The sequence below is a fragment of the Nocardia sp. NPDC055029 genome (genome assembly GCF_053608525.1).
Map to the genome: position 1 here is coordinate 62,653 of NZ_JBSGVQ010000030.1, position 25,758 is coordinate 88,410.

20 protein-coding genes and 1 pseudogene are annotated in these 25,758 nt (G+C 70.2%); 13 read left to right on the forward strand and 8 right to left on the reverse strand.

Annotated elements, in window-relative coordinates; genetic code table 11:
* The first annotated feature begins 86 nt into the window (after nt 1-86).
* On the forward strand, nt 87-383 hold the full coding sequence (gatC, locus tag ACWF9G_RS23870; RefSeq protein ID WP_067493225.1) for an Asp-tRNA(Asn)/Glu-tRNA(Gln) amidotransferase subunit GatC: 297 nt from the start codon (nt 87-89) through the stop codon (nt 381-383).
* Nucleotides 380-1,867: an Asp-tRNA(Asn)/Glu-tRNA(Gln) amidotransferase subunit GatA gene (gene gatA, locus ACWF9G_RS23875; RefSeq protein WP_379305187.1), complete on the forward strand. Its 1,488-nt coding sequence runs from the start codon at nt 380-382 to the stop codon at nt 1,865-1,867. The genes gatC and gatA overlap by 4 nt, the downstream gene beginning before the upstream one ends.
* Before the next feature lie 54 nt (nt 1,868-1,921).
* Here gatA and ACWF9G_RS23880 read toward each other — a convergent pair whose 3' ends face one another.
* Together ACWF9G_RS23880 and ACWF9G_RS23885 are read right to left on the reverse strand one after the other, a co-directional pair.
* Nucleotides 1,922-2,356 carry an SRPBCC family protein gene (locus tag ACWF9G_RS23880; protein ID WP_452518005.1) on the reverse strand — a complete coding sequence of 145 codons (435 nt, stop codon included), beginning with the start codon at nt 2,354-2,356 and terminating at the stop codon, nt 1,922-1,924.
* A gap of 39 nt (nt 2,357-2,395) precedes the next feature.
* The gene (locus ACWF9G_RS23885) at nt 2,396-3,166 is read right to left on the reverse strand and encodes a hypothetical protein (RefSeq protein ID WP_452518006.1); all 771 of its coding nucleotides are present in this window, start codon (nt 3,164-3,166) and stop codon (nt 2,396-2,398) included.
* Nucleotides 3,167-3,331: 165 nt separating this feature from the next.
* On the opposite strand from ACWF9G_RS23885, the gene ACWF9G_RS23890 reads away from it, so the two are divergent.
* Together ACWF9G_RS23890 and ACWF9G_RS23895 are read left to right on the forward strand one after the other, a co-directional pair.
* Complete coding sequence (locus ACWF9G_RS23890) at nt 3,332-4,495, forward strand: sensor histidine kinase (RefSeq protein WP_452518007.1); 1,164 nt, start codon at nt 3,332-3,334, stop codon at nt 4,493-4,495.
* A 63-nt stretch (nt 4,496-4,558) separates the two neighbouring features.
* On the forward strand, nt 4,559-5,224 hold the full coding sequence (locus ACWF9G_RS23895) for a response regulator (protein ID WP_379081180.1): 666 nt from the start codon (nt 4,559-4,561) through the stop codon (nt 5,222-5,224).
* A gap of 10 nt (nt 5,225-5,234) precedes the next feature.
* On the opposite strand, the gene ACWF9G_RS23900 is transcribed toward ACWF9G_RS23895, so the two are convergent.
* Complete coding sequence (locus tag ACWF9G_RS23900) at nt 5,235-6,137, reverse strand: serine hydrolase (protein ID WP_379305179.1); 903 nt, start codon at nt 6,135-6,137, stop codon at nt 5,235-5,237.
* Between the two features lie 196 nt (nt 6,138-6,333).
* Here ACWF9G_RS23900 and ACWF9G_RS23905 point away from each other — a divergent pair, with 196 nt between their 5' ends.
* Nucleotides 6,334-9,294 (forward strand): protein kinase domain-containing protein, encoded by a 2,961-nt coding sequence (locus tag ACWF9G_RS23905; RefSeq protein ID WP_452518010.1) that lies wholly within the window; start codon nt 6,334-6,336, stop codon nt 9,292-9,294.
* 51 nt (nt 9,295-9,345) lie between these two features.
* Here ACWF9G_RS23905 and ACWF9G_RS23910 read toward each other — a convergent pair whose 3' ends face one another.
* From ACWF9G_RS23910 to ACWF9G_RS23920, 3 genes are read right to left on the reverse strand one after another with little or no spacing between them, the layout of a single operon-like run.
* Nucleotides 9,346-11,838, reverse strand: a complete 2,493-nt coding sequence (locus tag ACWF9G_RS23910) for an FtsX-like permease family protein (protein WP_452518012.1) — start codon at nt 11,836-11,838, stop codon at nt 9,346-9,348.
* Nucleotides 11,835-12,548 (reverse strand): ABC transporter ATP-binding protein, encoded by a 714-nt coding sequence (locus tag ACWF9G_RS23915; RefSeq protein ID WP_379310362.1) that lies wholly within the window; start codon nt 12,546-12,548, stop codon nt 11,835-11,837. The genes ACWF9G_RS23910 and ACWF9G_RS23915 overlap by 4 nt, the downstream gene beginning before the upstream one ends.
* Nucleotides 12,549-12,584: 36 nt before the next feature.
* A complete protein-coding gene (locus ACWF9G_RS23920; RefSeq protein ID WP_452496519.1) occupies nt 12,585-12,908 on the reverse strand; it encodes a hypothetical protein in 324 nt (107 codons plus the stop codon).
* A gap of 156 nt (nt 12,909-13,064) precedes the next feature.
* Here ACWF9G_RS23920 and ACWF9G_RS23925 point away from each other — a divergent pair, with 156 nt between their 5' ends.
* The 3 genes from ACWF9G_RS23925 to ACWF9G_RS23935 all read left to right on the forward strand — a co-directional run bounded on the left by ACWF9G_RS23925 (nt 13,065) and on the right by ACWF9G_RS23935 (nt 18,353).
* Nucleotides 13,065-14,390, forward strand: a complete 1,326-nt coding sequence (locus tag ACWF9G_RS23925) for a sensor histidine kinase (RefSeq protein WP_452518014.1) — start codon at nt 13,065-13,067, stop codon at nt 14,388-14,390.
* Nucleotides 14,387-15,076, forward strand: a complete 690-nt coding sequence (locus tag ACWF9G_RS23930; RefSeq protein WP_189024594.1) for a response regulator — start codon at nt 14,387-14,389, stop codon at nt 15,074-15,076. Before ACWF9G_RS23925 ends, ACWF9G_RS23930 begins: the two co-directional genes overlap by 4 nt.
* A gap of 100 nt (nt 15,077-15,176) precedes the next feature.
* Nucleotides 15,177-18,353, forward strand: coding sequence for a protein kinase domain-containing protein (locus ACWF9G_RS23935; protein WP_452518016.1), 3,177 nt, complete (start codon nt 15,177-15,179; stop codon nt 18,351-18,353).
* 48 nt (nt 18,354-18,401) lie between these two features.
* Here the strand turns inward: ACWF9G_RS23935 and ACWF9G_RS23940 are convergent, their stop codons facing one another.
* Both ACWF9G_RS23940 and ACWF9G_RS23945 read right to left on the reverse strand, forming a co-directional pair.
* Nucleotides 18,402-18,908: an NADPH-dependent FMN reductase gene (locus tag ACWF9G_RS23940; RefSeq protein ID WP_379310366.1), complete on the reverse strand. Its 507-nt coding sequence runs from the start codon at nt 18,906-18,908 to the stop codon at nt 18,402-18,404.
* 56 nt (nt 18,909-18,964) lie between these two features.
* Nucleotides 18,965-21,286, reverse strand: coding sequence for an FdhF/YdeP family oxidoreductase (locus ACWF9G_RS23945; RefSeq protein WP_452518018.1), 2,322 nt, complete (start codon nt 21,284-21,286; stop codon nt 18,965-18,967).
* Nucleotides 21,287-21,624: 338 nt separating this feature from the next.
* Here ACWF9G_RS23945 and ACWF9G_RS23950 point away from each other — a divergent pair, with 338 nt between their 5' ends.
* The 5 genes and pseudogenes from ACWF9G_RS23950 to ACWF9G_RS23970 all read left to right on the forward strand — a co-directional run bounded on the left by ACWF9G_RS23950 (nt 21,625) and on the right by ACWF9G_RS23970 (nt 25,752).
* On the forward strand, nt 21,625-22,860 hold the full coding sequence (locus ACWF9G_RS23950) for an FUSC family protein (protein WP_452518019.1): 1,236 nt from the start codon (nt 21,625-21,627) through the stop codon (nt 22,858-22,860).
* Nucleotides 22,861-22,872: 12 nt separating this feature from the next.
* A complete protein-coding gene (locus ACWF9G_RS23955; protein ID WP_452518021.1) occupies nt 22,873-23,784 on the forward strand; it encodes a LysR family transcriptional regulator in 912 nt (303 codons plus the stop codon).
* Nucleotides 23,785-23,804: 20 nt separating this feature from the next.
* Nucleotides 23,805-23,906 (forward strand): annotated as a pseudogene (locus ACWF9G_RS23960) (DUF1345 domain-containing protein); the annotation flags it as partial.
* A 41-nt stretch (nt 23,907-23,947) separates the two neighbouring features.
* Nucleotides 23,948-24,757 carry a formate dehydrogenase accessory sulfurtransferase FdhD gene (gene fdhD / locus ACWF9G_RS23965; RefSeq protein ID WP_379310370.1) on the forward strand — a complete coding sequence of 270 codons (810 nt, stop codon included), beginning with the start codon at nt 23,948-23,950 and terminating at the stop codon, nt 24,755-24,757.
* A 107-nt stretch (nt 24,758-24,864) separates the two neighbouring features.
* Complete coding sequence (locus ACWF9G_RS23970; protein ID WP_379310371.1) at nt 24,865-25,752, forward strand: serine hydrolase; 888 nt, start codon at nt 24,865-24,867, stop codon at nt 25,750-25,752.
* Nucleotides 25,753-25,758: the final 6 nt, after the last annotated feature.

A 25,758-nucleotide genomic window follows, 5' to 3' on the forward strand; every position in this document is an offset into this window, starting at 1 on the left:
GTGCGTCCTACCCCGTCGGACCCCTTCGGGCCCGCTGACTAGGCTGTAGCCACTACTTCCCAACCGAAGCCGAAAGGGGTCCCGCGGTGCCCGCAATCTCCCGTGACGAGGTCGCTCACCTCGCCCGGCTGTCCCGGCTGGCGTTGACCGACGCCGAACTCGACCAGTTCGCCGGTCAGCTGGATTCGATCCTCAGCCATGTGCGGACCATCTCCGAGGTCGCCGCCGACGTCCCCGCCACCGCGTCGCCGAACCCGACGACCAATGTGACCAGGCCCGATGTGGTCGTGCCCGGTCTGACTCCCGAGCAGGCGCTGGACCAGGCGCCCGCTGTGGAAGAACAGCGTTTCCTGGTCCCGCAGATCCTGGGAGAGGGCGAATGAGCGAGTTGACCCAGCTGTCGGCTTCCGAGCTGGCGGCCAAGATCCACGGCGGCGAGGTGTCCTCCACCGAGGTCACCCAGGCGCACCTGGATCGCATCGCCGCGGTCGACGGTGCGCTCAACGCCTTCCTGCACGTCGCCGGGAACGAGGCGCTGGCCGCGGCAGGCGCCGTCGACTCCGCGCTGGCCGCGGGCGAGACCCCGGTCTCGCCGCTGGCGGGAGTTCCGTTGGCGCTCAAGGACGTTTTCACCACCACCGACATGCCGACCACGTGCGCCTCGAAGGTGCTCGAGGGCTGGATGTCGCCGTACGACGCGACGGTCACCTCGCGGCTGCGCGCCGCGGGCATCCCGATCCTCGGCAAGACCAACATGGACGAGTTCGCGATGGGCTCCTCCACCGAGAACTCCGCCTACGGCCCGACCCGCAACCCGTGGGACACCACCCGCATCCCGGGCGGTTCCGGCGGCGGTTCGGCGGCGGCGCTTGCCTCGTTCCAGGCGCCGCTGGCCATCGGCACCGACACCGGTGGCTCCATCCGTCAGCCCGCCGCGGTCACCGCGACGGTCGGCGTGAAGCCCACCTACGGCACCGTGTCCCGGTACGGCCTCGTCGCGTGCGCGTCGTCGCTGGATCAGGGTGGCCCGTGTGGTCGCACGGTGCTCGACACCGCGCTGCTGCACGAGGTGATCGCCGGCTACGACCCGCGTGACTCCACCTCCCGCGACGTGCCGGTGGCGCCCGTGGTCGAGGCGGCGCGCCAGGGCGCCAACGGCGACCTGACCGGTGTGCGCGTCGGTGTGGTGCGCGAATTGCATTCCGACAGCTACCAGCCCGGCGTGCTCGGTTCCTTCGACGCCGCGGTCGCGGTGCTCAAGGAATTGGGCGCCGAGGTGATCGAGGTGTCGTGCCCGAACTTCGAGTACGCGCTGTCCTCGTACTACCTGGTGATGCCGTCGGAGGTGTCGTCGAACCTGGCGCGCTTCGACGCGATGCGCTACGGCCTGCGTGTCGGTGACGACGGCAGCCACAGCGCCGACCAGGTGATGTCGCTGACCCGCGAGGCCGGTTTCGGCCCCGAGGTGAAGCGCCGCATCATCATCGGCACCTACGCGCTGTCGGCCGGCTACTACGACGCCTACTACGGTCAGGCGCTCAAGGTCCGCACGATGATCGCGCGCGACTTCGACGCCGCCTACGAGAAGGTCGACGTGCTCGTCTCGCCGACCAGCCCGTTCACCCCGTGGAAGCTGGGCGAGAAGGTCGACGATCCGCTGGCCATGTACCTGTCGGACCTGTGCACGCTGCCGACCAACCTGGCCGGGCACTGCGGCATGTCGGTGCCGTCGGGGCTGTCGGCAGACGACAACCTGCCGGTGGGCCTGCAGATCATGGCGCCCGCCCTGGCCGACGACCGCCTGTACCGGGTTGGCGCGGCCTACGAGGTGGCGCGCGGCGCGCTGCCGGTGCCCGCGGGCGTCTAGGGACACCACGCAGCGGGGTGCGCTGGGCCGAATCGGCCTGGCGCACCCCGTTTTTCAGATCTCGGTCGCCCGCTTGCCGACGCCGGCGGTCATCGCGGTGAAGCCCGCGCGCAGGTGCTTGCCGAGCGCGAGGGTCACGACGGGACTGAGCCAGCCCGCGAGGGTGAACCGCGACTCGTAGCGGCAGCGGTCCGCGCCCATCGGCACCACGGTGTGCGAGCGCAGGCTGTGCAGCGTGCCCAGCGGCACCGGCTTCATCGTGTAGCTGAACTCCACGCCGGGGGTGTGCGTGCGGATCCACTCCCGCTGCGGACGGCGATTCCCGCCCAGCTGCACCTTCATGTCGATGGGCGAGCCCGGCTCCAGCGTGCTCACCGCCTCGTAGCAGAAGGTGTTCCATTCGCCGTAGCGACCGAAATCGGTGAGAACCTCCCACACCTTCTCGGCGGGGGCGTCGATCTCGATCGTTTCGTCGATAGTGAGGGCCATGCGTGAAAACTAGGACATGTTCTAGTTTTCGGCAAGCAGTCAGGCCAGGCGGCGGCGCCGTTTGCGCAGCGCGTCGATGATGACCGCCGAGGCCGCCGTCACCGCGAACAAACCCAGTACGGTCCGCGCCAGCGGCCACAAATTCGGCCGGTCGGCCGGGTCGGTCGTGGCGAAGACGTTCTCGACGACCGGGGCGCCGTACTCCTGCCTGCGCGAGTTCACGTCGACCGCGGTGAACGCGATATCGGCCATGACACCGCAGCGGGCCCGGGAGAACTCGTCGTCGCGCAGCTCACAGGCCGCGTGGATGCGCCGGTTCAGCGCCGCGTCCACCGAGCGCCGGGCCCAGGCGCCCAGCGGTTCGTCGACCCGCTCGGCGTAGCGCAGCATGTCGTAGCCGAGGTCGTGCGCCATGCAGGCAGGGCCGAACTCGGCGGGCAATGTCACCGGGGAGGAGCAGCTGCCGTTCGGGTTCACCAGCAGCCCGTCCTGCTGGGCAGGGTCGTAGCCGAACTTGTAGCCGAAGTCGCGGGGGATCAGCGCGGGAGCGTCGGGGTCGTCGTCGATCAGCGCGCGGACCACGGCCGCGGCGGCCTCGTTCTCGGTGCCACCACCGGGCGTGGTGCCCATGGCGCCGGGCGCCGACATCACGACGGCGGCGGCCATGGCCAGGCCCGCGGTACACAGGGCGACACCGCTGCGGCGGCGGTGCGCGGCTTCGGCCGGGCTGCCGGTGTTCGACGAGGCGGAGGCGGAGACGGCGGTACGGGCACGGCGAGCGGCGGGTACCGGGCGAAGCGGGGTGTTCATGGCCTCCGACGGTAAGGAGCGGGTCCTGCTGCGGGCATCCCGCTGTGGACCGGTTCTCGGGGCGCGCGGGCGGGTGACCCGGCGCCGGGGTCACACCAGGGTAGGGGGTGCGAAATCGCTCGGCGGTATGAGGTCCGCTGACCGGACGGTTCGTAGGCTCGAGCCATGTCCGGACAACCGCGCCCCGCCGCACGCCGCATCAGCGCGCGCACCTGGTTCGACCTCGCGACGGTGGCCGTCGCGCTGATCCTCTACAGCATCGCCTGGCCGACCCTGTTCGTCACCCACGAGGTGTCGCCGGCCCTGGCGCCGCTGCTGTCGGCGTTCGCGGTGTTCCCGATCCTGCTGGTGCGGATCAACCCGTCGCTCGGCTGGGCTGTCTCGGCAGGCGCCGCGCTGCTGTTCTCGGTCGGCCTCCAGCCCGCGCCGGATAACGATCTGCCGTTCCAGGTGGTGCACGTCATCGTCCTGTTCGTGCTGCTGTTCGCGGTGGCGCTGCGGGCCGCGGTGCCGATCGTGGTGGTGGCCTGGGCGGCGCAGTCGATGCTGTTCGCGACCACCATGCCGGGTTCGGCGGAGGGCCCGCTGTGGGGCTGGGTGGTCGGTTTCGGCGCGCTGGCGCTGTTCGGCTATCTGCTGCGCATCGTGGTCGCCTCGCGCCGCAAGCTGGAACGGCAGGAGGAGGTCACCGAGCTCGAACGCGCGCGCAGGGCCATCCTCGAGGAGAAGGCCCGGATCGCCCGTGACCTGCACGATGTCGTGGCCCACCACATGTCGATGGTCGTGGTGCAGGCCCAGACCGCGCCCTACCGGATCACCGATCTCGACCCGGCGGCGCGCACGGAGTTCGAGTCGATCGGCGCCACCGCGCGCACCGCGCTCAACGAGATCCGCGGGTTGCTCGGGGTGCTGCGCAGCGACGGGCAGCTGCCCGAGCACGCGCCGCAGCCGCGGGCGGTGGATGTGCCGGAACTGTGCGCGTCCGCCCAGCGTGCGGGTCTGCCGGTCGAATGGACCGTGACCGGTGAGCTCGAGACTGTCCCCGAGACGACCGGGCTGACGGTCTACCGGGTGGTGCAGGAGTCGATGGCCAACTCGGCCAGGCACGCGCCCGGTGCGCCGGTGCTCGTCGCCGTGGCCGTCGCTCCCGACGCGGTGACGGTGACCGTGCGCAACGCGCCGTCGGTGACCCCGTCGCGCCCCGGTGCGGGTGGCGGGCACGGCATCGACGGCATGCGCAGCAGGGTCGAGGCGGTCGGCGGTTCGCTCGTCGCGGGCCCCACCGAGGACGGTGGCTTCGAGGTCTCGGCGAAACTGCCCACCCCCTAGGCACTCCGGCCCTGCGCGAAAGACTGTGGACCGCTTCGCGTCGGCGCGCATTAGGGTGGTCGAGTGGCAATTACCGTTTTGATCGCCGACGACCAGGCGATGGTGCGGCAGGGTTTCGGCGCGTTGCTGGCAGCCCAGCCCGACATCAGCGTCATCGGGGACGCGCCCGATGGCAAGGTCGCGGTGGCCGAGGCCAAGCGGTTGCGGCCCGATGTGGTCCTGATGGATGTGCGGATGCCGGAGATGAACGGGCTCGAGGCCGCCCGCGCGATCCTGGCCGCCGGTTTCGATCCGCCGGTGCGGGTGCTGATGCTCACCACCTTCGACATCGACGACTACGTCTACGAGGCGCTGAGCCTGGGCGCGAGCGGGTTCCTGCTCAAGGACGCGCCCGCCGAGGAACTGGTGCGGGCGGTGCGCGTCGTCGCCGACGGCCAGGCACTGCTGGCGCCGACCATCACCCGCCGGTTGATCGCCGACGTCACGCGCAGGCGCAACACGGTGCGCACGCCCGCCGCGCCCGCGTTGACCTCGCTCACCCCGCGCGAGCGGGAAGTGCTCGAGCTCGTCGCCAAGGGACTGTCGAACACCGAGATCGCCGAGGCGCTGTTCGTCGCCGAGCAGACCGTGAAAACCCATGTCTCCAAGGTCTTCTCGAAGCTCGGCCTGCGCGACCGGGCCCAGGCGGTGGTGCTGGCCTATGAATCCGGCCTGGTCGTCCCCGGCTGAGCGGGGTCGCTCAGCGCGGGCACACGCCGCCGCGCAGCTCCGGCAGGTGCCGGGACAGCAGCAGCGCCATCCGGTCCAGCAGGGCCGTGGTGTCGTCGAAGGTGCCCGAATCCGCCTGTGCGGCAAGGGCGACCGCCAGCTGACCGCTGCCGATCGGCACCAGCCCGAACTGGCGCACCGTGTACACCCCGGTGTCGTCGTCGGGACCCCAGCCACCCTTGAACTCGGTGTCGTCGAGCAGGCCGAGACCCCAGCCCTGATCGGGCGTGATCTCGCCCATCAGCTGGGTGACGACCTCGGTCTGCGGCAGGCACGGCAGGCGCGAGGCGAACCGGACCTGGTTGGCCAGCGACCATTCGGTGCCGCCGAAGGAGGTGTAGTCGAGCTGGGTGCGCAGGCTCTCCTTGCCGGGGGTGGAGATGTCACCGGCCTCGTCGAGCACCTGCTGCACGGCCTCGGCCGCTTCCTCCCCGTCGCCCAGCGATTCCCACAGCCCGTAGGCGGCGTCGTTGTCCGACACCGTGATCGCGGCCTGCACCATCTCGAAGATCGACTGGTCCTGATCGTGGCGCAACGCGGCGACGGCCAGCGGCACCTTGATCGTCGACCAGGCGATGCCGGTGGTCCAGTCGCCGTAGATCGTCATCCGGCCGCCGCCGACCGGCATCAGCGCCATGCCGACCTGTCCCGGCAGCTGCGACTGCAACTGGGTGAACTCCGCGGCCAGCGAATCGGGCAGCATGATGGACAGGCCAGGGTGCCAGGCGGCATCGCTGTTCACGGTCACCGTGGGTGCGCTCACGGCCGCCTGGGTGCCAGGCATGGCACACGAGACGGCGGACAGTGCGGCCGATGCCAGCACCGCACTATGCAGCAGCCCGCGCAAGGCAGCCGCCTTTCCGGTCGACTTCACCACCGAATCCTCCCCACCACCCACTGCGCGTCGGCGCCCTGCTTCGGCGGTGCAAACTTCTCGTCGAGCGCGCCCGGACGATACCGGACGACAGTTAGCAAGTTTCACCGATTTTCGGCGAGAATTCGAATGAAGGTGGTCACGCCGCTGTGCGGGTGCCATGCTGATCCGCCACAGGCGCCGGAAGGGGGTCGCAGTGCTCGATATCGGTGAGGTGTTCGCCGGGTTCACTGTCGAGCGGATGCTCGGGCAGGGCGGCATGGGAACCGTGTATCTGGCGCGGCATCCGCGGCTGGATCGGCTGACCGCGCTCAAGCTGCTCAACCGGGATCTGTTCGCCGACGAACGCATTCGCGCGCGGTTCGAACGGGAGGCCGATCTCGCGGCCGGACTCGACCATCCCGGCATCGTCACCGTCTTCGATCGGGGGGCCGAGGGCGAGCAGCTGTGGATCAGCATGCAGTACGTCGACGGGGTCGACGCCGCGACCGTCGACCCGATGACGCTGCCGCCCGAGCGGGCCGTGCAGATCATCGAAGGGGTCGCCGACGCACTGGACTACGCGCACGGCAGGGGAGTGCTGCACCGGGATGTGAAACCGGCCAACATCCTGCTTGCCCGATCCAGCGGCGGCCAGGGCGAGCGGGTCTTCCTCACCGACTTCGGCATCGCCCGCCTGCGCGCCGATTCCACCCACCTCACCCAGCAGGGCATGTTCACCGCGACGCTGGCCTACGCGTCCCCCGAACAGATGACCGGCGCCGAACTCGACCACCGCTCCGACCAGTACTCCCTGGCCTGCGCCCTGTACTGGCTGTTCACCGGCATCGCTCCCTTCGACTCACCCGACCCCAACGAGATCATCCGCGGCACCCTCTACCTCAACCCCCCGCCCCTTGCCCTGCGCCGCCAGGGACTCCCGCCTGCGCTGGACGCTGTCCTGGCCGCCGCCATGGCGAAACACCCCGCGTCGCGGTTCGATTCGTGCGCCGCCTTCGCCAAGGCAGCCCGCAAGGCCCTCACCTCCAACACCCCACCCGCCCTGCCTCATCCCCCGTCGGCCTACTACCCGCCCGTCCAACAACCGGTCCAGGTTTCCCCGGGCGCCTTTCCTCACCCCGCACAGCCGCCGGCAATGCCTGCCCCCGGCTACGCGGGAAACCCGGCCCCACCGATCCAGCCTGTGCCACAGGGCAATTGGCACCCATCCCAACCTCCACCCGCCCCTGCAGGACCCGTTGCCGCCCAGCAGGCGCCTGCCGCACCACCTTTCGTCCCCCAGCCGCCAGTCCAATCAGCGCAACCTGCTCAGCCGGTGCCGCCCGCCCTGCCAGGCGCCCAGCCTCCGCTCGGCAGGCCATCGCCGATGGGTCAGCAGCCTCAGCCACAGCTGTCCCCGCAACCGGGTGCGCCGGTGCCAGCCGCGGGGCAGCCTCATGTGCAGGCTGCGCCTCAGCAACCACCGGGTGCGCAGGCGCCGCCCCACGCGGAGGCCGCGTCTCAGCAACCTCCTGGTGCGCAGCAGGCGATGGGTCAGCAGCCTCCAGCGCAGTCGGCGGTGGTAGCGCCGGGCGACGATCAGCGGTCCGCCGTGGATGTCGACCCTCGCTCGGGGTCCGGTGTCGGCGGTGATGTCGTGCCAGGCGCGGACGCGAGCGCGCCTCGAGCACGGCCTGAGTCCGGCAGCGTCGCAAGGAATCCCGCGGGTGACATCGATGCAGCGAATCGGCCGGGCGATGGACCCGAGGTAACCGATTCGGCAGCGACCGATGTCGTGCCGATCGCGGAATCCGGACGGTTGGATGCGGCGAACGCGAGTGCCCCAACGGACGTGACGCCGATCGCGGCACCCACCGGAACGGATGGCTCGGGCCAATCCTCCAGCGCTGCTGCCGATTCCGAGCGCGCCAGCGGCTCTGGGGGATTCGCGGAGGCTGTAGGTGGTCCAGAGGGAGATTCAGGCAGCAGTACCAGCGGGGTGGGGGCCAGGGGTGGGGCGGTCGGTGCGCCCGATTCGGTGGACAAGCCGTTCGAGATGGGCGGTGTCGATGCGACGGCTGCCGCCTCGGTGAGCGACGCCGGCGACGGCGCGCAGGCGGATGGCGGAAGTCGCCCCGGTGACCTGCTGGACATGGGAGGCCAACGTCCGGGGGTCGCCCAGGCGTCGAGCGCAGGAAGTGAGCGCACACCTGGTGATCCGGGGCGAATGCCCGGAGACCCAGGAACGGTGCAGCCGGGGGCAGTTCAGCCGGGAGCGGCGCAGCCGGGGACGGCTTTTGGGGCCGCGCAGGGGACGGTGCCTGCCGGTGCGCCGGCGCACGGTGGGCACGCGCCGGAATCGGTGCGATCGGCGGTGCCGGGAGCGGTCGCTGGACCGGGTGTCCCGCTGAACCCGGGTGGTGCTCCTGCCGGTCCGCCGATGGGGCCGCGGGGGATGGGCCGTGGGCCGTGGGCCGGTCCGCGGCGGCCTGCGCCGCGACGGATGTCCAGGCTGCATCGGGTGGGGTGGTTGTTGCTGGTGGCGCTCATCGGAGCGCTGGTGGCTCTGCTGGTGGCCTTGGTGGTTGTGGTGTTGCCCGATGGGGACGAGGACGACGAAGCCGCCGGAGTGGCGCCCAAGGCGCCGTCGAGTTCGGTGACGGCGGCGGGGGATTCGTTCGCGGCGAGTCGGCGCGTGTTTCCCACGCTGGTTCCGCAGGGAGAGGTGGCGGAGGGGCAGGGGTATCGGGGTGCGCGGTGCGCCGCCGTGCGTGCGGTGAGTGAGCTGGAGTGGAAAGAGCCCGCACTGCAATGGAATCCGATCAGTGCGGGCTGGCAGTGCGAGCGGACCGACAACAATGCCGGGTCCGTGAGCTACCTCGTGCTGGAGTATGCGACTGCGGCGCAGGCGCGTTCGGTGGTGGAGGCGATGCCCGCGGCGGTGAAGTACCCGGGGGACAAGGACGGGGTGCCGTTCTCGTTGCGCCGCTGGGTTGTTCCCGACCCGGCCAGTAGCCGCATGCACACCGCGCACCAGGTCATCAGCTTTCCCGGCGACTCGGCCCGCGCGAAATACGTGATCGCCGTGAGCCGCAGGGGGAGCAGTGGCACCGGTGGAGCGCCACGGCCTTCCGCCCAGGACGAAGTGATCGCTTGGTGGGAAGAAGTGCCACTGTGAAGTCGCCGTCGCAGCGCCCGCGCACCCGCGCTGACGCTGCGACGGCACATCTCAGTCCACCGCCAGCGCCGCCACGATCGGCATCCTGGCGGCCCGCAGCGCGGGCGGGATCGACCCGAGCAGCGCCAGGCCGAGGGCGACCGCACCGTAGACGACCAGCAGCGGACTCGGCTGGTAGACGATGTCGATGGTCATCGCGTGCCCGATTGCCACGGTGCCCAGGTATTGCACTGCCGCGCCGATCACGAGTCCGATTGCCGCACCGATGAATCCGATGCCTGCAGCCTCGGCGAGCACCGAGCGCAGCAGGAACTTGCGGTTGGTCCCCATGGCTCGCAGCACGCCCAGTTCCCTGCGCCGCTCGAGCACCGACAGCATCAGCGTGTTGAGCAGCGCCACCGTCGCCACGAGGACCACGATCCACAGGATCATGTTGCTCATCGCCGCACCCTGCTGCACGCTCGACGAGATCGCCTCGACCATGCTGGCGCCGGTGTCGACATGGATCTCCTGCGGTACCGCCGCGCGCACGGCGGCGCGCACCGCCTCCTGGTCGGCGCCGGGCTCGAACCGCACCGACAGGATCGTCTCGCCGGGGCGTTGATACCACTCGCGCATCTGATCCAGATTCATCATCACCACGCCGGACACCGCGGTGAAGTACGGAATCACCTGCAACACAGGCACAGTGCGCTCACCGGACGGGGTGGGCATGGTGAGCTCGTCGCCCACCGCCAGGTGCATCGACCGCGCCACGTCCCTGGTTACGACGACGCCTTCGCCGCGCTCCATCCGTTCGATCACGGCCTTGTCGACCGCGCCGAGCCGGGCATCGTCGTTGCTAGCCGGATAGCCCTGCAGCATCACCCGTCCGCTGCCGACGGTCGCGAACGCCATCTGCGCGGGACCCACCTGCGCGACACCGGGCACCGCGGCGACCCGCTCGGCCACATCCGGCGGCAGTACCGGCCCGGTCGGGAACTGTTCCATCGGACTGGGACTCACATACAGGTCCGCGTCGCCGAGGCTCTCGAACGACTCGGTCGCCGAGTCGACCATATTGCCCGACGCCCCACCGAGCGCGACGACAGCCGCCACGCCGATCATCACCGTCATCGCCGTCGCCCAGACGCGGCGTGGCGCCCGCTCCAAGGTCGTCGCCCCCAGTGCGCCCGGCGCGCCGAACCACCGGGCGATCCCGGCGGCGCCGCGCACGATCGGCCCGGTCGCGGCGAAGCACAGCAGCACGGCCGCCGCGAACGACGTCGAGATCGCGGCGAGCGAGAGCCGCCCGAGATCGAGGAACGCCAGCGTGATGGCCGCCCCGACGAGGCCGATGCCGCCGGCCAGCGCCGCCCAGCGCAGGACCGCACTGTCGGCGGCCGAGTGACCGGCCTCCACCGGCGCGAGCGCCTCGACCGGTGCGACCTTGTACACCTGCCGCGCCGCGATCGCCGCCGCCAGCACCGTAGCCACCACGCACGCCGCGATCGCCACGGGCACAGCGTAATCCGGCACCATGAACTCGGTCCGAGCCTCCACCGACTGCACGATCGCCGCGGGCAGGCGCCCGATCGCGACCCGGCCCATCATCGCACCGATCGCCGACCCGATGACACCGCCGATCAGCCCGAGCAACGCCGCTTCGACGAGCAGATCGCGCACCATCGGACCACGCTGTCCGCCGATCGCGCGCAGCAGCGACAGCGTCGGCCTGCGCTGCGTCACCGCCATGCTCATCGCGTTGTAGATCAGGAACGCCGACACCATCAGCGCCGCCGCCGAGGACATCAACGTGGAATAGCGCATGATCTGGATGGCACCGCCCGCCTGCGCGGTCCGCAGACTGGGTTCGGCGACCACCGCGCGCCCGTCGACCACGGTGGTCAGCGCGGCCCGCAGGGCGGTCACGTCGGTGCCCGGGGTGGGCAGGATCTGCACCGAGTCCAGCTTGTCGACCCGGTCGGTGAGCAGCTGGGCCAGCGGCAGCGGCGCCGCGACCAGGTGACCGCCGTTGAGCCGGTTGGTCGCCTCGTCGTCGAGGATGCCCGCGACGGTCGCGGTACCCCACCCGATGGGGATGCTGTCGCCGACCTGGTAGCCCATCGCCGCGCCGACCAGCACGCCCCTCGGCGTGGTGAGCAGCTTGGTGGTGTGCTGCGACATCGGTTCGGCCAGGTCGCTGCCGAGCGCGGCGATATTCTGGTCGGCGCCGACCAGCATGGCCCGGTCGGGGCCTGCGCCGAGCGTGCTGCGCAGCATCGGAACCGCCTTGGCGACACCGGGTGTCGCGGCGACCTGGGTCAGCAACGACTGTTCGAAACCGGCGTCGGTGATGCCGGTGATCTCGAGGACGGCGTCGCCCGCCAGGCCCTGGGTGAGCCGGTCGACCGACCCCGTGACCGATCCGGAGATACTCAGCACGGCGACCAGCAGCGCGGCCGAAACCGCCATCACCGCCGTCGACATGATCGTGCGGCCGGGATGGCGGATCAGTTCACCGATATTGAACAGCCGCAACCGATCCCACATGGCCGCGATCATGCGTCCACCCGCTCCGCCACCAGGTCGTCGGCGTCGATGCGCCCGTCGTGCAGCGTGATCACCCGGTCGCAGTAGGCGATCGCGCCCATGTCGTGGGTCACCATCACGACCGAATTCCCCTGTGCGGTGATGTCTCCCAGCAGGGACAGGATCGACGCACCGGTCTTGGAGTCGAGGTTGCCGGTGGGTTCGTCGGCCAGGATCAGCGGCGGGTCCATGATCAGCGCGCGCGCCACCGCGACGCGCTGCATCTGCCCGCCGGACAGTTCCGCGGGCCGGTGCTGTGCCCGGTCACCGAGGCCGACCAGATCGAGCAGTTCCAGCGCTCGCGGCTTGGCTTTGCGTAATCCGGTGCCGTCCAGCAGTTTCGGCACCGCCACGTTCTCCCACGCCGACAGCGTGGGCAGCAGGTTGAAGAACTGGAAGACGAAACCGACCTGCTGCAAACGGAACGCGGCCTGGGCGTCTTCGTCGAGATCGCCGATCTCGGTGCCGCGGAAGCGAATCGAACCCTCGTCGGGCCGGTCCAGTGCGCCGAGCAGGTGCAGCAGGGTGCTCTTGCCCGAGCCGGAAGGCCCGATGATCGAGGTGAACTGGCCTGCCTCGATCCGCATGCTCACCTCGTCGAGCGCGCGGACCTGCTGTTCGCCGACGCGGTACTGCTTGACCACCCGCGTCAGCTCGAGCATCGGCGAATCGTTGTCCGGCATGTCATGTCCCCCATGGGTTTTTGGTTGGACGGGAATTCAGCGCGCGAAGGCGCGGGTACGCGTAGTCTGCACGGTCGCCGCTCGCGCGTCGAGAAGTGCACGCAGCGCGGGCTGTTCGGCCGCAAGTTCCAGATAAGCCTCGACGGCCGTATGTCCTTCGAGCTCGGCCTGTTCGAGTTTGGCGCGAAAATGATTGTTCCAGCGGTAGGACAGGGCGTGCAGCAAGCCGTCGATCCCGCCGAAGAGCCGGTCGATCCCGGGGAGGCCGGCGAACAGGCCTGGGTCGTTCGGGTCGATCGCTGCCCTGGCGAGCACGGTCTGCACGATAGCAGTGCGCTGATGCTGATCGGTCCAGGTCATGGGCTTCACCTTCCGTGAGCGATGACCCAAACGCTACGGACGCGCGTCACCCGAATCGTCGTGCCGGGGACCCGACTTCTTCTCCTACCCGGGTAGGAGAGGGGCACCGTTCGCGGGACGATGACGGGCCGAGGGCACGGCGGCTAGCCTTACCCCATGGAGGTGAGTCACGCCATCCCCGCGAGTATGGCGGGCCGGACGAGCCGCTGGCGGCGGCTCGCGGACCGGCCGCGGGCGGGGGTGCGTCGGCTGCTCCATACCGTGCGCGAGCGCATCGAGTCGTTGCCTTACGACTACCCCCCGGCGGTGATCATCGGCGCCGACCTGGCCCTGCTGGTGATCACCGGTGCGGCCGTGATCCAGCGGCATTCCTACTTCCCGAGTCCGCTGCCGCTGATCGCGATGGCCACCGCCTTCCTGCCGATCCCGCTGTTCGCGATCTTCGGGGTGAAGCCGCACCCGCTGCTGTTGAAGGGGTCGGCGCTGCTGTCGTGCGCACTGTTCCTGCTGCAGCCGGTCAACGCCGATTTCGCGCCGTTCGTGCTGGTGATCGTCGCCGGTGAGGTGGCCGCGGTCGCGTCACGCGGGCTCACCATCGGGTTCGCGCTGCTCGCGATCCTCGAGCTGGTCGCCTTCGACCTCGCGGGCCACGTGCAGTGGGGCAATGAGGGACAGCGGTTGCAGGGGCTGCCGATGTATGTCATGGGCATCATGCTCGGCGTCTTCTGCGGGGTGATGCTGCAGTACCAGCGCCGTTTCCTGTATCAGGAGCGCGAGAACCAGGCCATTCGTGCCGGTCAGGCCGCCGACGAGGAACGGCGCCGAATCGCGCGCGAGGTGCACGACGTGATCGCGCACTCGCTGTCGATCACCCTGCTGCACCTGACCGCGGCCCGGCGCGCGCTGCAGACCGACGACGACGTCACCGAGGCGGTGGAGGCGCTGGTCGACGCCGAGCGCCTCGGCAGGCAGGCGATGGCCGACATCCGCCGCACCGTCGGCATGCTCGACACCAGTCCCGCGCTGCTGGCGCCCGAGCCCAGCGCCGCCGATATCGACGAACTCGTCGGCGACTTTCGGCGCGCGGGGCTCATCGTCGACTACGCCCGCACCGGCGACCTGGCCGTCGTGGCTGGCACCGTCGGGCACGCGCTGTACCGGATCGGGCAGGAATCGCTGGCCAATGTCGCCAAGCACTCGCCGGGCAACGCCGCGACGGTGCGGCTCGATGTCAGCACCGAGGCGGCCACGCTGGTGGTGACCAATCCGCTGCCGCTCGGCCCGCCCCCGCGGCACGACGTCGGCATGGGTCTGCGCGGCATGCGCAAGCGCACCGAACTGCTCGGCGGGTCGATCACCGCGGGCGCCGCCGACAACGGATGGACGGTGCGCGCGAGGTTCCCGCTCAAGTCCGGCGCGTGCTCGACGATCACGGCCATGCTGCCCGGCATGCTCAGAACCAAACCCCAGGAGGACATGTGACGGCCGCCGCGCCGATCGAGAACCCGGTGTCGGTGCTCGTCGTGGACGATCAGGAACTCGTCCGCGGCGGGCTGCGCCGGATCCTGCGCCGCCGCGACGGCTTCACCGTCAGCGAATGCGCCGACGGTGACGAGGTGGTGGCCGCCGTCGCCGCCGACCGTCCCGACGTGGTGCTGATGGACCTGCGGATGAAGCGGGTGGGCGGTATCGATGCGACACGGTTGCTGCGCGCTCGCCCCGACGCTCCGCCGGTCCTCGTCCTCACCACCTTCGACGACGACCAGCTTCTCTCGGGTGCTCTGCGCGCTGGCGCGGCGGGGTTCCTGCTCAAGGACTCACCCGCCGAGGACCTGATCCGCGCGGTGCGCACGGTGGCCGCGGGCGGCGCCTGGCTCGACCCGTCGGTGACCGGGCGGGTGCTCACCGCCTACCGGACCGTCAAACCGGCCGGGACCCGCACCGACAGCCGGCTCGGCGAACTCACCGCACGCGAGTACGAAGTGCTCGAATTGATCGGGCGAGGCCGGGTCAACAGCGAGATCGCCGCCGAACTCGGTATCTCGGAAGTCACCGTGAAAAGCCACGTAGGGCATATATTCGGCAAGCTGGACCTGCGTGATCGAGCCGCCGCGATCGTGTTCGCGTTTGACCACGGCGTGGTGGCACCGGGAGAATCCTCCTTCTGACGAGCAGGTCTTCGGGCATGCGAGAAGTGGGAGGCGGACGCTGGTGCAGGCACCTGGGTCACGGACGGGGAGCAGGTTCGGTCCGTACGAGTTGCGGTCGATGCTGGGCAAAGGCGGGATGGGCGAGGTCTACGAGGCCTACGACACCGGCAAGGACCGAGTGGTCGCCCTGAAGTTGCTGGCGGAAGAACTCGCGCAGGACCCGGCCTATCAGGTCCGGTTCCGCCGGGAGTCCCAGGCGGCGGCCAAGCTCGCCGAACCGCATGTCATCCCGATTCACGACTGGGGCGTGATCGACGGGGTGCTGTTCATCGACATGCGCCTGGTCCCCGGCACCGACCTGCGGAACGTGCTGCGTACCGGTGGGCCGATGAGCCCCGATCGCGCGGTCGCGGTGGTCGAGCAGATCGCCGCCGCACTCGATGCCGCACACGCGGGCGGTCTGGTGCATCGCGACGTGAAGCCGGCCAACATCCTGGTGACACCCGCCGACTTCGCCTACCTCGCCGACTTCGGCATCGCCCACACCGAGGGCGACAGCGCGGTGACCCAGGCCGGGATGGCCATGGGCTCCTACATCTACATGGCGCCGGAACGCTTCGACGTCGGCCCGATCTCGCACCACGCCGATGTCTACTCGCTGGCCTGCGTCCTGCACGAATGCCTCACCGGCGCCTCGCCGTTCCCCGCGGCCAGCATGAGCGTGCTGATCCGCGCGCACCTCTCGGAGACCCCGCCGCGCCCCAGCGAGATCCTGCCCGGCCTGCCGGCGACCCTCGACGAGGTCATCGCGCGCGGCATGGCCAAGGATCCGGCCGATCGGTACCCGAGCACGGGTGCGCTCGCGGTGGCGGCGCGGGAGGCGCTGGCCGCGGCGATACAGGGTGGTGCGCCGATGTGGGCGCCCGGGTATCCGCAGCCCGGTGGGCACGGGCAGGTCGGCGGTGGGCAGGCTCCCTCCGGTGCCTTCGGTCCCGCCGGTGCAGGGTCGGCTGGTGCCGCATTCGGTGCCGCAGGCGCGGCGGCCGGAGATGGTGCGTCCGGTACTCCGGGCGCGGCGTTCGGTGCAGCGACCGGCGCTCGTCAGATGCCATCCGGTCCAGTGCCGGGACGTGACATGCCCGGCGGCTTCGCTGCAGGTGCCGCAGCCCCGAATGTGCCGCCGGGTGCGACGACTGGCGGGCGCAGCGTTCCTGGTGGAACGCCTTCGGGCGCGCCTGCGGGTGCGACGACCGGCGGCCGGAATGTGCCCGGTGGCGCGCCTGCCGGTGCTACGACGGGTGGACGCAGTGTGCCTGGTGGCGCGCCCGCTGGGGCGACGACCGGTGGACGCGCTGTTCCCGGCGCGCCGGGGGAGGACGCGGCGGAGCCCGCGCCGACGCCGACCGGTGAGTTCCGTGTAGTCGGCGCGGTGACCGCGACCGGCGGCATCGAGACCTCGCGCAGCCAGACGAGCGCGACCGGTGCCCAGCCGACGCTGATCATCCGTCCGCCCGCCGCCGCACCCGGCCCGGCCGAGACCACCGGTTTCCACCGCGTCCCGGTCGAGGGCACCGGCGAGATCTCCATCCCCGCGGTGATCCAGCCGACCGGCCCCGCCGAGATCCGCGCCGCCGACACCCATTTCACCCCCCTTCCACCCGCGGACGCCACGGCCGCCCCCGCCGCCCCCGAGCCTCCGCCGGCCTACACCCCGGACCAGGGCCTCCCGAAGATGCGCCCGTTCCCCGACGCACACCTCTACGACGGCACCCACCCCGGCGAATCCTCCGCCCCGATCCCGACCTCGGCCCCGCCGTTCCCCGCGCCCACCGGCTTCATTCCGCCCTCCGACACCGGCAGACCGGCCCCACCTCGCCTCGACGCACCGTCGGGCCCGGTCCCGCAACGCGCCGCCCCCACCGAGCAGTACGGCGCCCCGACCTCGAATCAGGACGCCCGATTCGGTTCTCCGGCAGACCGATTCGACGACGGTCCCGTCGATCTGTTCACCCCGCCGACCGAGCAGTACAGCGGACGTCCGGCCCAGTCCGGCGACCCGCAGCGGTTCGACGACGCGCACCAGGATGCCCGATTCGGTTCTCCGGCGGGGAAGTTGGATGACGAGTCCGCGAGCCTGGCTCCGCGGTTCGCTCCCACGCAGAAGTTCGACGGGGACCCCGCCGGACCGGACAGCCGATTCGGTTCTCCGGCAGACCGATTCGACGACGGTCCCGCCGACCTGTTCACCCCGCCGACCGAGCAGTACGGCGCACGCCCGGCGCCGGCCGACGACCCGCAGCGATTCGCGGCGACGCGGCACTTCGGTGCGCCGGAGGGTGACTTCGCGCCGCCCACCGAGCAGTACGACCCGGCGGCCGTCGATGCGATGCGGTCGGCCGCGACGCGGCACTTCGGTGGTGGGGACGAATTCGCGCCTGCGACCGAGCAATACGACCCGGCGGGTATCGATGCGCAGCGGTCGGCGCCGACCCAGCACTATCAGGGCACGCCGCCCGGCGCCGACCGATTCGCAGCCTCGACCGAGCAATACGACGACGTGGATCCGCAGCGGGCACAGGCGACTCGGCAGTATCGGGGTGGCGCCGCGCCGTTCCCCGCGCACCAGGCACCGCTGGACGATCCGACCAGGCAGTACACCGGCCCCGCGCAGGATGCCTATGCGCAGCAGTACGACGATCCGAACCAGGCCTACGGCGACCACGCCTACCGTGATCCGGCCTACGGGGCCGACCCCTACGATCCCGGCTACGCTCCGGAACCGTCCTGGCAGCACCAGGATTCGCGCCGCGAGCGCTCCGTGCTGCTGCCGGTACTCGTCGGTGTCCTCGCCGTCGTGGTGCTGGCCATCGGTGGCGCGATCGGCTGGCGGCTGATGTCGGCCGCGGACTCGGCGCAGACCACGAGCGCCGCGCCGAGCTCGGCCGCCCCTGTCGGTGGTGCCGGTGGCGCGGTAGCCACCACGGCGCCCCGCGCGACCACCGCGGCCCCGACCACCTCGGCGGGCCCGGTCACTCTGCCCGCCGGTGCGCAGCCCTGTGAATCCGGCAGCGCCAGTGGGGCTTTCGGCAAAGCAGCGGTGGGCAGCACGGTGACCAGCTGTGGCTTCGCCGAAGCGGTCAGAGCCGCCTACGCGAGCGGTGGCTCGGGCACCGGCCCCCGGTCGGTGGTGGCGGCGAGCCCGGTGACCGGTCGCACCTACACGATGAACTGCGTGCCGGAGGGCAAGCTCGTCACCTGCACCGGTGGCGAGAACGCGGTGGTGTACGTCTACTGACACGACCCGGCCGCGGCCTCGAACGAGACCGCGGCCGGGACTTCGGGCTCAGCCCGCGGACGCCACGGCGACCACAGTGTCACCCAGCCGGGTGATCGTGGCCGGATCGCTCCACGAGCCGGTGATCGAGACGCCGTCGGCCACCACCTCGGCGCCCGCCTTGCGCAACCGATCCGCCATGTTCTGGTTGACGACCTCACCGGGCCCGGCCGTGATCACCGCGACCGGCTTGCCTTCGACCGTCGGCGCCGGTCCCGACCCGGAATGCGCCAGCCAGGCGAGCACGCTCTCGGCCAGCGTCGACACCTCCGTGCCCTCGTCGGCGAACAGCAGCACACCGTCGGCTTCCAGCGTCGAGCGGCGCAGCTGGTTGGCGATCAACGGCCGCCCGTCCTCGGTGTCGAGGTCGGCGCTGTAGGCGGGCAGCGTGTCGAGTTCGGCCAGCGTCACCACGTCGACGTTGTTGCGGACCGCGACCCGTTGCGTCTCGGCCGCCAGCTGCGCCGCCGGGGAACCCTCGTCGGCTTCGGCGACCAGTGCGAGGAGATACGACATCGGCGCTACCTAGTGGTCTTTCGCGTGTGCACGTTCACAATGCTCTCCTCGGCGGTTCAACTCGACGGTGTGACAGTGACTTTCACGCTCTTCATCAGCGGCTGATCGCTCTCGGTACTGAAATCGCCGATCGCGCACAGCACATTCATCTCCGGCATGTACCCGGCCGCGCAGCCCGGCGGAATGTCGTAGGGGACGACCTTGTACCGGTGCAGCGAGCGGGTCGACCCGTCGCGGGCGGTGCTGGTGATGTCGACCTCGTCGAACTCCTTCAGCCCGCGCTCGCGCATATCGTGTTCGTTCATGAAGATCAGCGTGCGCAGGTGCTGCACGCCCCGGTAGCGGTCGCTGTCGGAGTAGATGCTGGTGTTCCACTGGTCGTGCGAGCGCTGGGTGGCCAGCGTGAGCACACCGGGCGGATTGACGGTGTCCGGCAGCGTCACCGTCGAGAACTCCGCTTTGCCCGACGGGGTCAGGAAGATCAGCTCGCGGGCGGGCTGGCGGATGCGGAAACCCAGCGGCAGCCGGACCCGGCGGTTGTAGTCCTCGAAGCCGGGCAGCACCTTCGACATGGTGTCGCGGATGCGGTCGTAGTCCTCGATGTAGTACTCCCACGGCGTCTTCGTCTCGGGCAGTGCGGCTTTCGCGATGCCTGCCAGGATCGCCGGCTCCGAGAGCAGATGCGGCGACGCGGGCTTCTTCATGCCACGTGACATGTGCACCACGGCCATGCCGTTCTCCATCGACGTGATCTGCGGGCCGCTGCGCTGGATATCGCGCTCGGTGCGGCCGATGCACGGCAGGATCAGCGCGCGTTTGCCGTGGATGACGTGGCTGCGGTTCAGCTTGGTGCTGACATTGACCGTGAAGCCGCACTTCCGGAACGCCGCGAAGGTGTAGGCGCTGTCGGGGGCGGCGGCGACGAAATTGCCGCCCATGCCGAGGAAGAACTCGAGTTTGCCCGCGTGCATCGCCTGGATCGTTGACACCACGTCGTAGCCGTTCGCGCGCGGCACGTCGATCTTGCACACCTGCGCCAGCCGGTCGAGGAACTCCGTGGTCGGGTTGTTGGCGATGCCGCAGGTGCGATTGCCCTGCACATTGCTGTGGCCGCGCACCGGTGACGGGCCCGCGCCCTCGCGGCCCAGATTGCCGCGCAGGAGAAGAACATTCACGATCTCGCGGATCGTGTCGACGCCGTGCTCGTGCTGGGTGATGCCGAGGCACCAGCTGACGACGGTGCGGTCGGAGTCGCAGTAGATACCCGCCGCTTTGCGGATCTCGTTCTCGCTCAAGCCCGATTGCCGCTGGATCTCGGCCCAGGTGGTGTCCTTGACCTCGCGCACGTAGTCGTCGAAGCCGTCGGTGTAGCGCTCGATGAATTCGTGATCGAGCGCCTTCGGGTCCGTTTCCGCTTCTTCCAGAACATGTTTGGCGATGCCCCGCATCAGCGCGAAGTCACCGCCGATGCGCACCTGCATGGTCATGGTGCTGGTCTTGGTGGGGTGAAAGGTGGCCATCGCGGCGAAGTCGTGCGGGATGATCGTGTTGCGCGAGCCCGCCTCGATCAGCGGGTTGACGTGCACGATCTGGGCGCCGCGCTTGTGCGCTTCGGCCAGCGCAGTGAGCATGCGCGGCGCGTTGGACGCGGCGTTGATGCCCATCACGAACAGCGCGTCGGCCTTGTCCCAGTCCTCGATGTCGCAGGTGCCCTTGCCCGTACCGAGCGAGGCCTGCAGGGCGCGGCCGCTCGCCTCATGGCACATGTTGGAACAGTCGGGCAGGTTGTTGGTGCCGAGTTCGCGCACCATCAGCTGGTAGAGGAACGTGGCCTCGTTGCCCAGCCTGCCGGAGGTGTAGAAGGAGGCCAGGTTCGGATCGGGCAGCTCACGCAACGCCTTGCCCACCATCTCGAACGCATCGGGCCAGCTGATCGGCACGTAGTGGTCGGTCTCGGCGTCGTAGACCATCGGGTGGGTGAGCCTGCCCTGGTCTTCCAGGTCGTAGTCGCTCCAGGTGGCCAGCTCGCTGACGGTGTGCTCGGCGAAGAACTCCGGGGTGCAGCGCTTGTGCGTCATCTCCCAGGTGACGTGCTTGATGCCGTTCTCGCAGACATCGAGCAGCAGACCGTCGGTCGCGTCGGGCCAGGCACACCCGGGGCAATCGAAGCCGTGCGAGGCGTGGTTCATCTTGAGGATGGCCTTGGTCCCGATGAGCGGCTCGTGCTCCTTCAAGACCATGAACTTGCCGACGGCGATCGCGGCGCCCCAGCCGGCGGCGGGATGGTGGTACGGCTTGACCTTCGGCACCGCCTCGCGATGCCCGTTGCCGCTCGGGCCGCTGTCGGGGTCATACGCGGTGAACGGACCGTCAGCCATGACATGTTCCCTTCGACGAGAGTGCGAAGCCTGTCGGTGCCCGCTTGGGATTCTCTACCGCCGAGGTCACGGATGGGCGTAGGCCTGGTTCCGGCGCACCGACATCGAGCGTGTCGCGGGGGACCGTTCGAGTCTGCGCCCGCTCGCCCCGACCCGTCCAAGACCAACTTCCGAGCACTCGATAGGCGGCGCTTATCACCGCCGGTACGGTGCCGAGAACCGCCTTTCACCTGCGTAGGCACGGTTTGACGTGTGCCGCGGCGGTCGTAGACGATGCCTCCATCGGCTCAGGGGACATCGCCCCGTGACCGACCTTCGGAGGAACCACTTTGCGCACCATGGCGACCCGGGCGCGCCCGCCCATGCGACGGTTCGTCACCGACATCGATCACCTCCCCGCCGCCAGGGTGTTCGTCGGTCTGGCGATCCCCGGCCTCGTGCTGATCGCCGCGGGCCGCACCGACCTGCTCATCTATGCCGTGTTCGGCTCCTTCACCGGCATGTACGGCTTCGCCGAGTCGCCACGGCAGCGGCTGATCCACCAGAGCGAGGCCGCGGTGATGCTGGTCGGCGCCGTCGGCGCCGGCATCCTGCTCGCCCGCCTGCACGCCTCGCCCGCCGTACTGGTCGCGGCGGTGGCCGCCTTCGCCGCGGTCGCCTCGCCGATCACCGACCGGCTCGGGTTGCGGCCGGAGGGCCCGTTCTTCGGGATCTTCGCGCTCGGGGCGATCGCGATGGTGGCGGGCGCCCAGCTCGATCCGCTCCTGGCCCTGGTGATCTGCGCGTGCACCGCGGTGCTGTGCGTCGCGGTCGGCTGGTTCGAGTCCATCAGCCGGGAGCGCCGGTCGGGCTCCTGCGTACTCCGGAAAGCGATCCCGCCGCACCGGACCGGCCGGATCTCGTTCGTCCAGGCGGGCCGCTACGCGCTGGCGATCTCGATCTCCGGCGGCATCGGGCTGTTGCTCGGCGTCGGCCACGCCAACTGGGCGATGGCGGGCGCCGCGGTGCCGCTGGCCGCCGCGACCTCCCGCGACCGGATCACCCGCGGCCTGCACCGGGTCGTCGGCACCTTCATCGGTCTCGCGGTCACCGCGCCGCTGCTGATCCCCGGCCCGAGCCCGGGGATGCTCGCGGCGGCGATCATCGCGCTGCTCTATCCGACCGAGTTGTTCATGGCCCGCCACTACGCGGTCGCGCTCGGGTTCTTCACCCCGCTGATCATGGCCATGACCGAACTGGCCGAGCCGGCCGATCCGCTCACCATGCTCACCGATCGCGCGGTCGACACGGTGATCGGTGTCGCGGTGGGCATCGCTGTCGCGCTACTGATCCGCGAACCGGCCGCGGACTCGGTGCCGACCTTCGAGACGCCGGTATGTGAACCGTTGCATACTGGCGGCATGGCTGATGACGACCAGTGGTACTACTGCATCAAGCACCATAAGGCCGAGCAGGGCAAGACCTGCTGGTACGGCGACCGGATGGGCCCGTACCCCGACCAGGCCACCGCCGAGCGGGCACTCGAGATCGCGCGGGCACGCAACAAGGCAGCCGACGACGCCGAGGACGACTGACCGCGGGGGCACATGCTGTTCCGTCAACTCGAGTACTTCGTCGCCCTCGCCCGCGAACGGCACTTCGCCCGCGCGGCCGCGGCCTGCTATGTCTCCCAGCCCGCCCTGTCCGAGGCGATCCGCAAACTCGAACACGAGCTGGGTGTTCCGCTGGTCCGGCGCGGGCGCACGTTCGAGGGACTCACCCCGGAAGGGGAGCGACTCGTGCTGTGGGCCAGGCGGATTCTCGCCGACCGCGACGCGCTCGAACACGAGGTGCACGCGCTGCGGACCGGTCTCACCGGTGAGCTGCGGATCGGGGTGATCCCGGCCGCGTCGGCCACCGTCACCCAGCTGACCGACCCGTTCTGCACCGAGCATCCGCTGGTGCGCATCCGGGTCGAGACCAGTCTGCGCTCGCGCGACATCGTCGACCGGATCCGCCGATTCGAGCTCGACGCCGGGATCATCTACGCCGACGGCGTCGACACCGACGGACTCACCAGCACCCCGCTCTACCAGGAACGTCACGTCCTCGTCGCGGGAAGCGAACTGCTCGCGGGCAGCACCGCGGCGATCTCCTGGGCCGAGGCGCTGGACCTGCGGATGTGCCTGCTCCCCAAGGGCATGCGCGGCCGCCAGCTCATCGACGACGCACTGGCCACCCGCGGGCTCGTCGCGGCACCGCAACTGGAGAGCGACTCGGTGGCGACCCTGCTCGAACACGCCCGCACCGGACGGTGGGCCTGTATCGTGCCGCGACCCTGGGTGTCGACCCTGGGACCCACCGCCGAGGTCCGCGTGTTCGACCTCGTCGACCCGGTCGTCACCGCGCACATCGCGCTGGTCACCACGGCCGCCGAACCCGCCTCGGTGCTCACCACCGCGCTCACCGGCACCGCCCGCGAGACCGACTTCGCCACCGTCGATCGAAGACAGCTATGACCCGGCAACCGTTCGGTACTGTGCAAGCCGTCGTGCTGCGGCACCGCCGGTTGTCGTACGCTTTCGGCACGGTCATTCTCGCGACGACGATCAACCTCGTCGCCGGCTTCGCGACCGGTTGAGCCGAGGACCCGTGGAGCCAACGAACCGATCGGCAACCTAGATGAGCAGAGTCACCGCACGGCGCAAGACGACCCGGCTGTCCCCGGCCGGGCGGATCCAGCGGCCCGACACCCTCGCGGTGGAGGAACCGCTCGAGATCCGCGTCGACGGGCAGTCGCTCACCGTCACCATGCGCACCCCGGGCAACGACATCGACCTGGTCCACGGATTCCTCTTCGGCGAGGACGTCATCGGCTCGGCCGACGACGTCGTCACCGCGCGCTACTGCGCGGGCACCGACAGCGAAGGGCGCAACACCTACAACGTCCTCGACATCCGCCTGCGCACGCCGGTCCCGCTGCACACCCGCAACTTCCTCACCACCGGCGCGTGCGGGCTCTGCGGCAAGTCCGCGCTCGACGAGGTGCGCACCCGCACCCGCTATCCGATCCCGCACGACACCGCGATCGTCGCCACCGACACCCTGGGCGGGCTGCCGAAACAGCTGCGCGCCGGGCAGAAGCTCTTCGAGGCCACCGGCGGCCTGCACGCGGCGGGCCTGTTCACCGCCGACGGCACCCTGCTCGCGCTGCGCGAGGACATCGGCAGGCACAACGCCGTCGACAAGGTGATCGGCTGGGCGGTGCGCGAGAACCGGATTCCGGCGCACGAGCTGATCCTCGTCGTCAGCAGTCGCGCGTCCTTCGAACTCGTCCAGAAGGCGGTGATGGCGGGCATCCCGATCCTGGCCGCGGTGTCGGCGCCGAGTTCGCTCGCCGTCGATCTGGCCGCCGAGTCGGATCTGACGCTGGTGGGGTTCCTGCGGGGCGACACGATGAATATCTACACCGGTGAACACCGTCTGACCTGAGCGTTTCGCGGTCGAAGTGTGCGTTCGGCCATACTGCCCAGTACGGTGTCGGAACTGCTACCCCGGCACCGAAGCCCGGGGGGAGTTTAGAAACGAAGATGTTTTACATGATGACGAAAGACCGACGTCCTGTCCCAGCGGCGCTCGCCGCGCTGCTCGGGGCCGTCGTCCTGTTCGTGGCCGGCTGCGGTGACGAGCCGAAGTCCTCGACCGCGCAGCGCACGACCACGACCGCCGCCGCGGTGGATCCCGGCGCGGGCGCGGGCAACTTCTCGATCGCGGTACCCGGTAGCCTGGCCGGCGACTTCGCCGCGCTCCAGCAGGGCTTCCGCGGGACCCTCGGACTGGCGATCATGCCGGTCGGCGGCGAGAAGATGGTCACCTTCGGCACCTGGACCTCGGGTCCGGCCTGGTCGACCATCAAGGTGCCGTTGGCGATCGCCGCGCTACGCAACAACGCGTCGTACAGCACGACCGCGACCGCCGCCATCACCGCCTCCGACAACGGGGCCGCCGACACGCTGTGGCAGTCGCTCGGCGGGGGCGACGCGGCGGCCGAGTCCGTGCGGAACGTGTTGCGCGAAGGCGGCGACACCACTACCACCGTGCCCTCGGTGCGCACCCGCTCCGATGCCTCGATCTACGGCCAGGCCGAGTGGGCGCTGGCCGATCAGGTGCGCTTCGCCGCGAACCTGCCGTGCCTGCCGCAGAGCCAGCGCGTGGTCGGCCTCATGCAGCAGATCGTGCCGAGCCACCGCTGGGGTCTCGGCGCGTTCGGCAGCGCCGAATTCAAGGGCGGCTGGGGTCCGGACACCTCGGGCAAATACCTGGTCCGCCAGTTCGGTCTCATCGATTCGCCCTCGGGCCGGATCGCGATCGCCTTGGCCGCGCAACCGGATTCGGGCGCCTTCGCCGACGGAATGACCATGCTGGACAAGATGGCGACCCTGCTCTCGGGTCACCTCGGCGAGATGGCCGGAGGCAACTGCCCCTGATCGCCC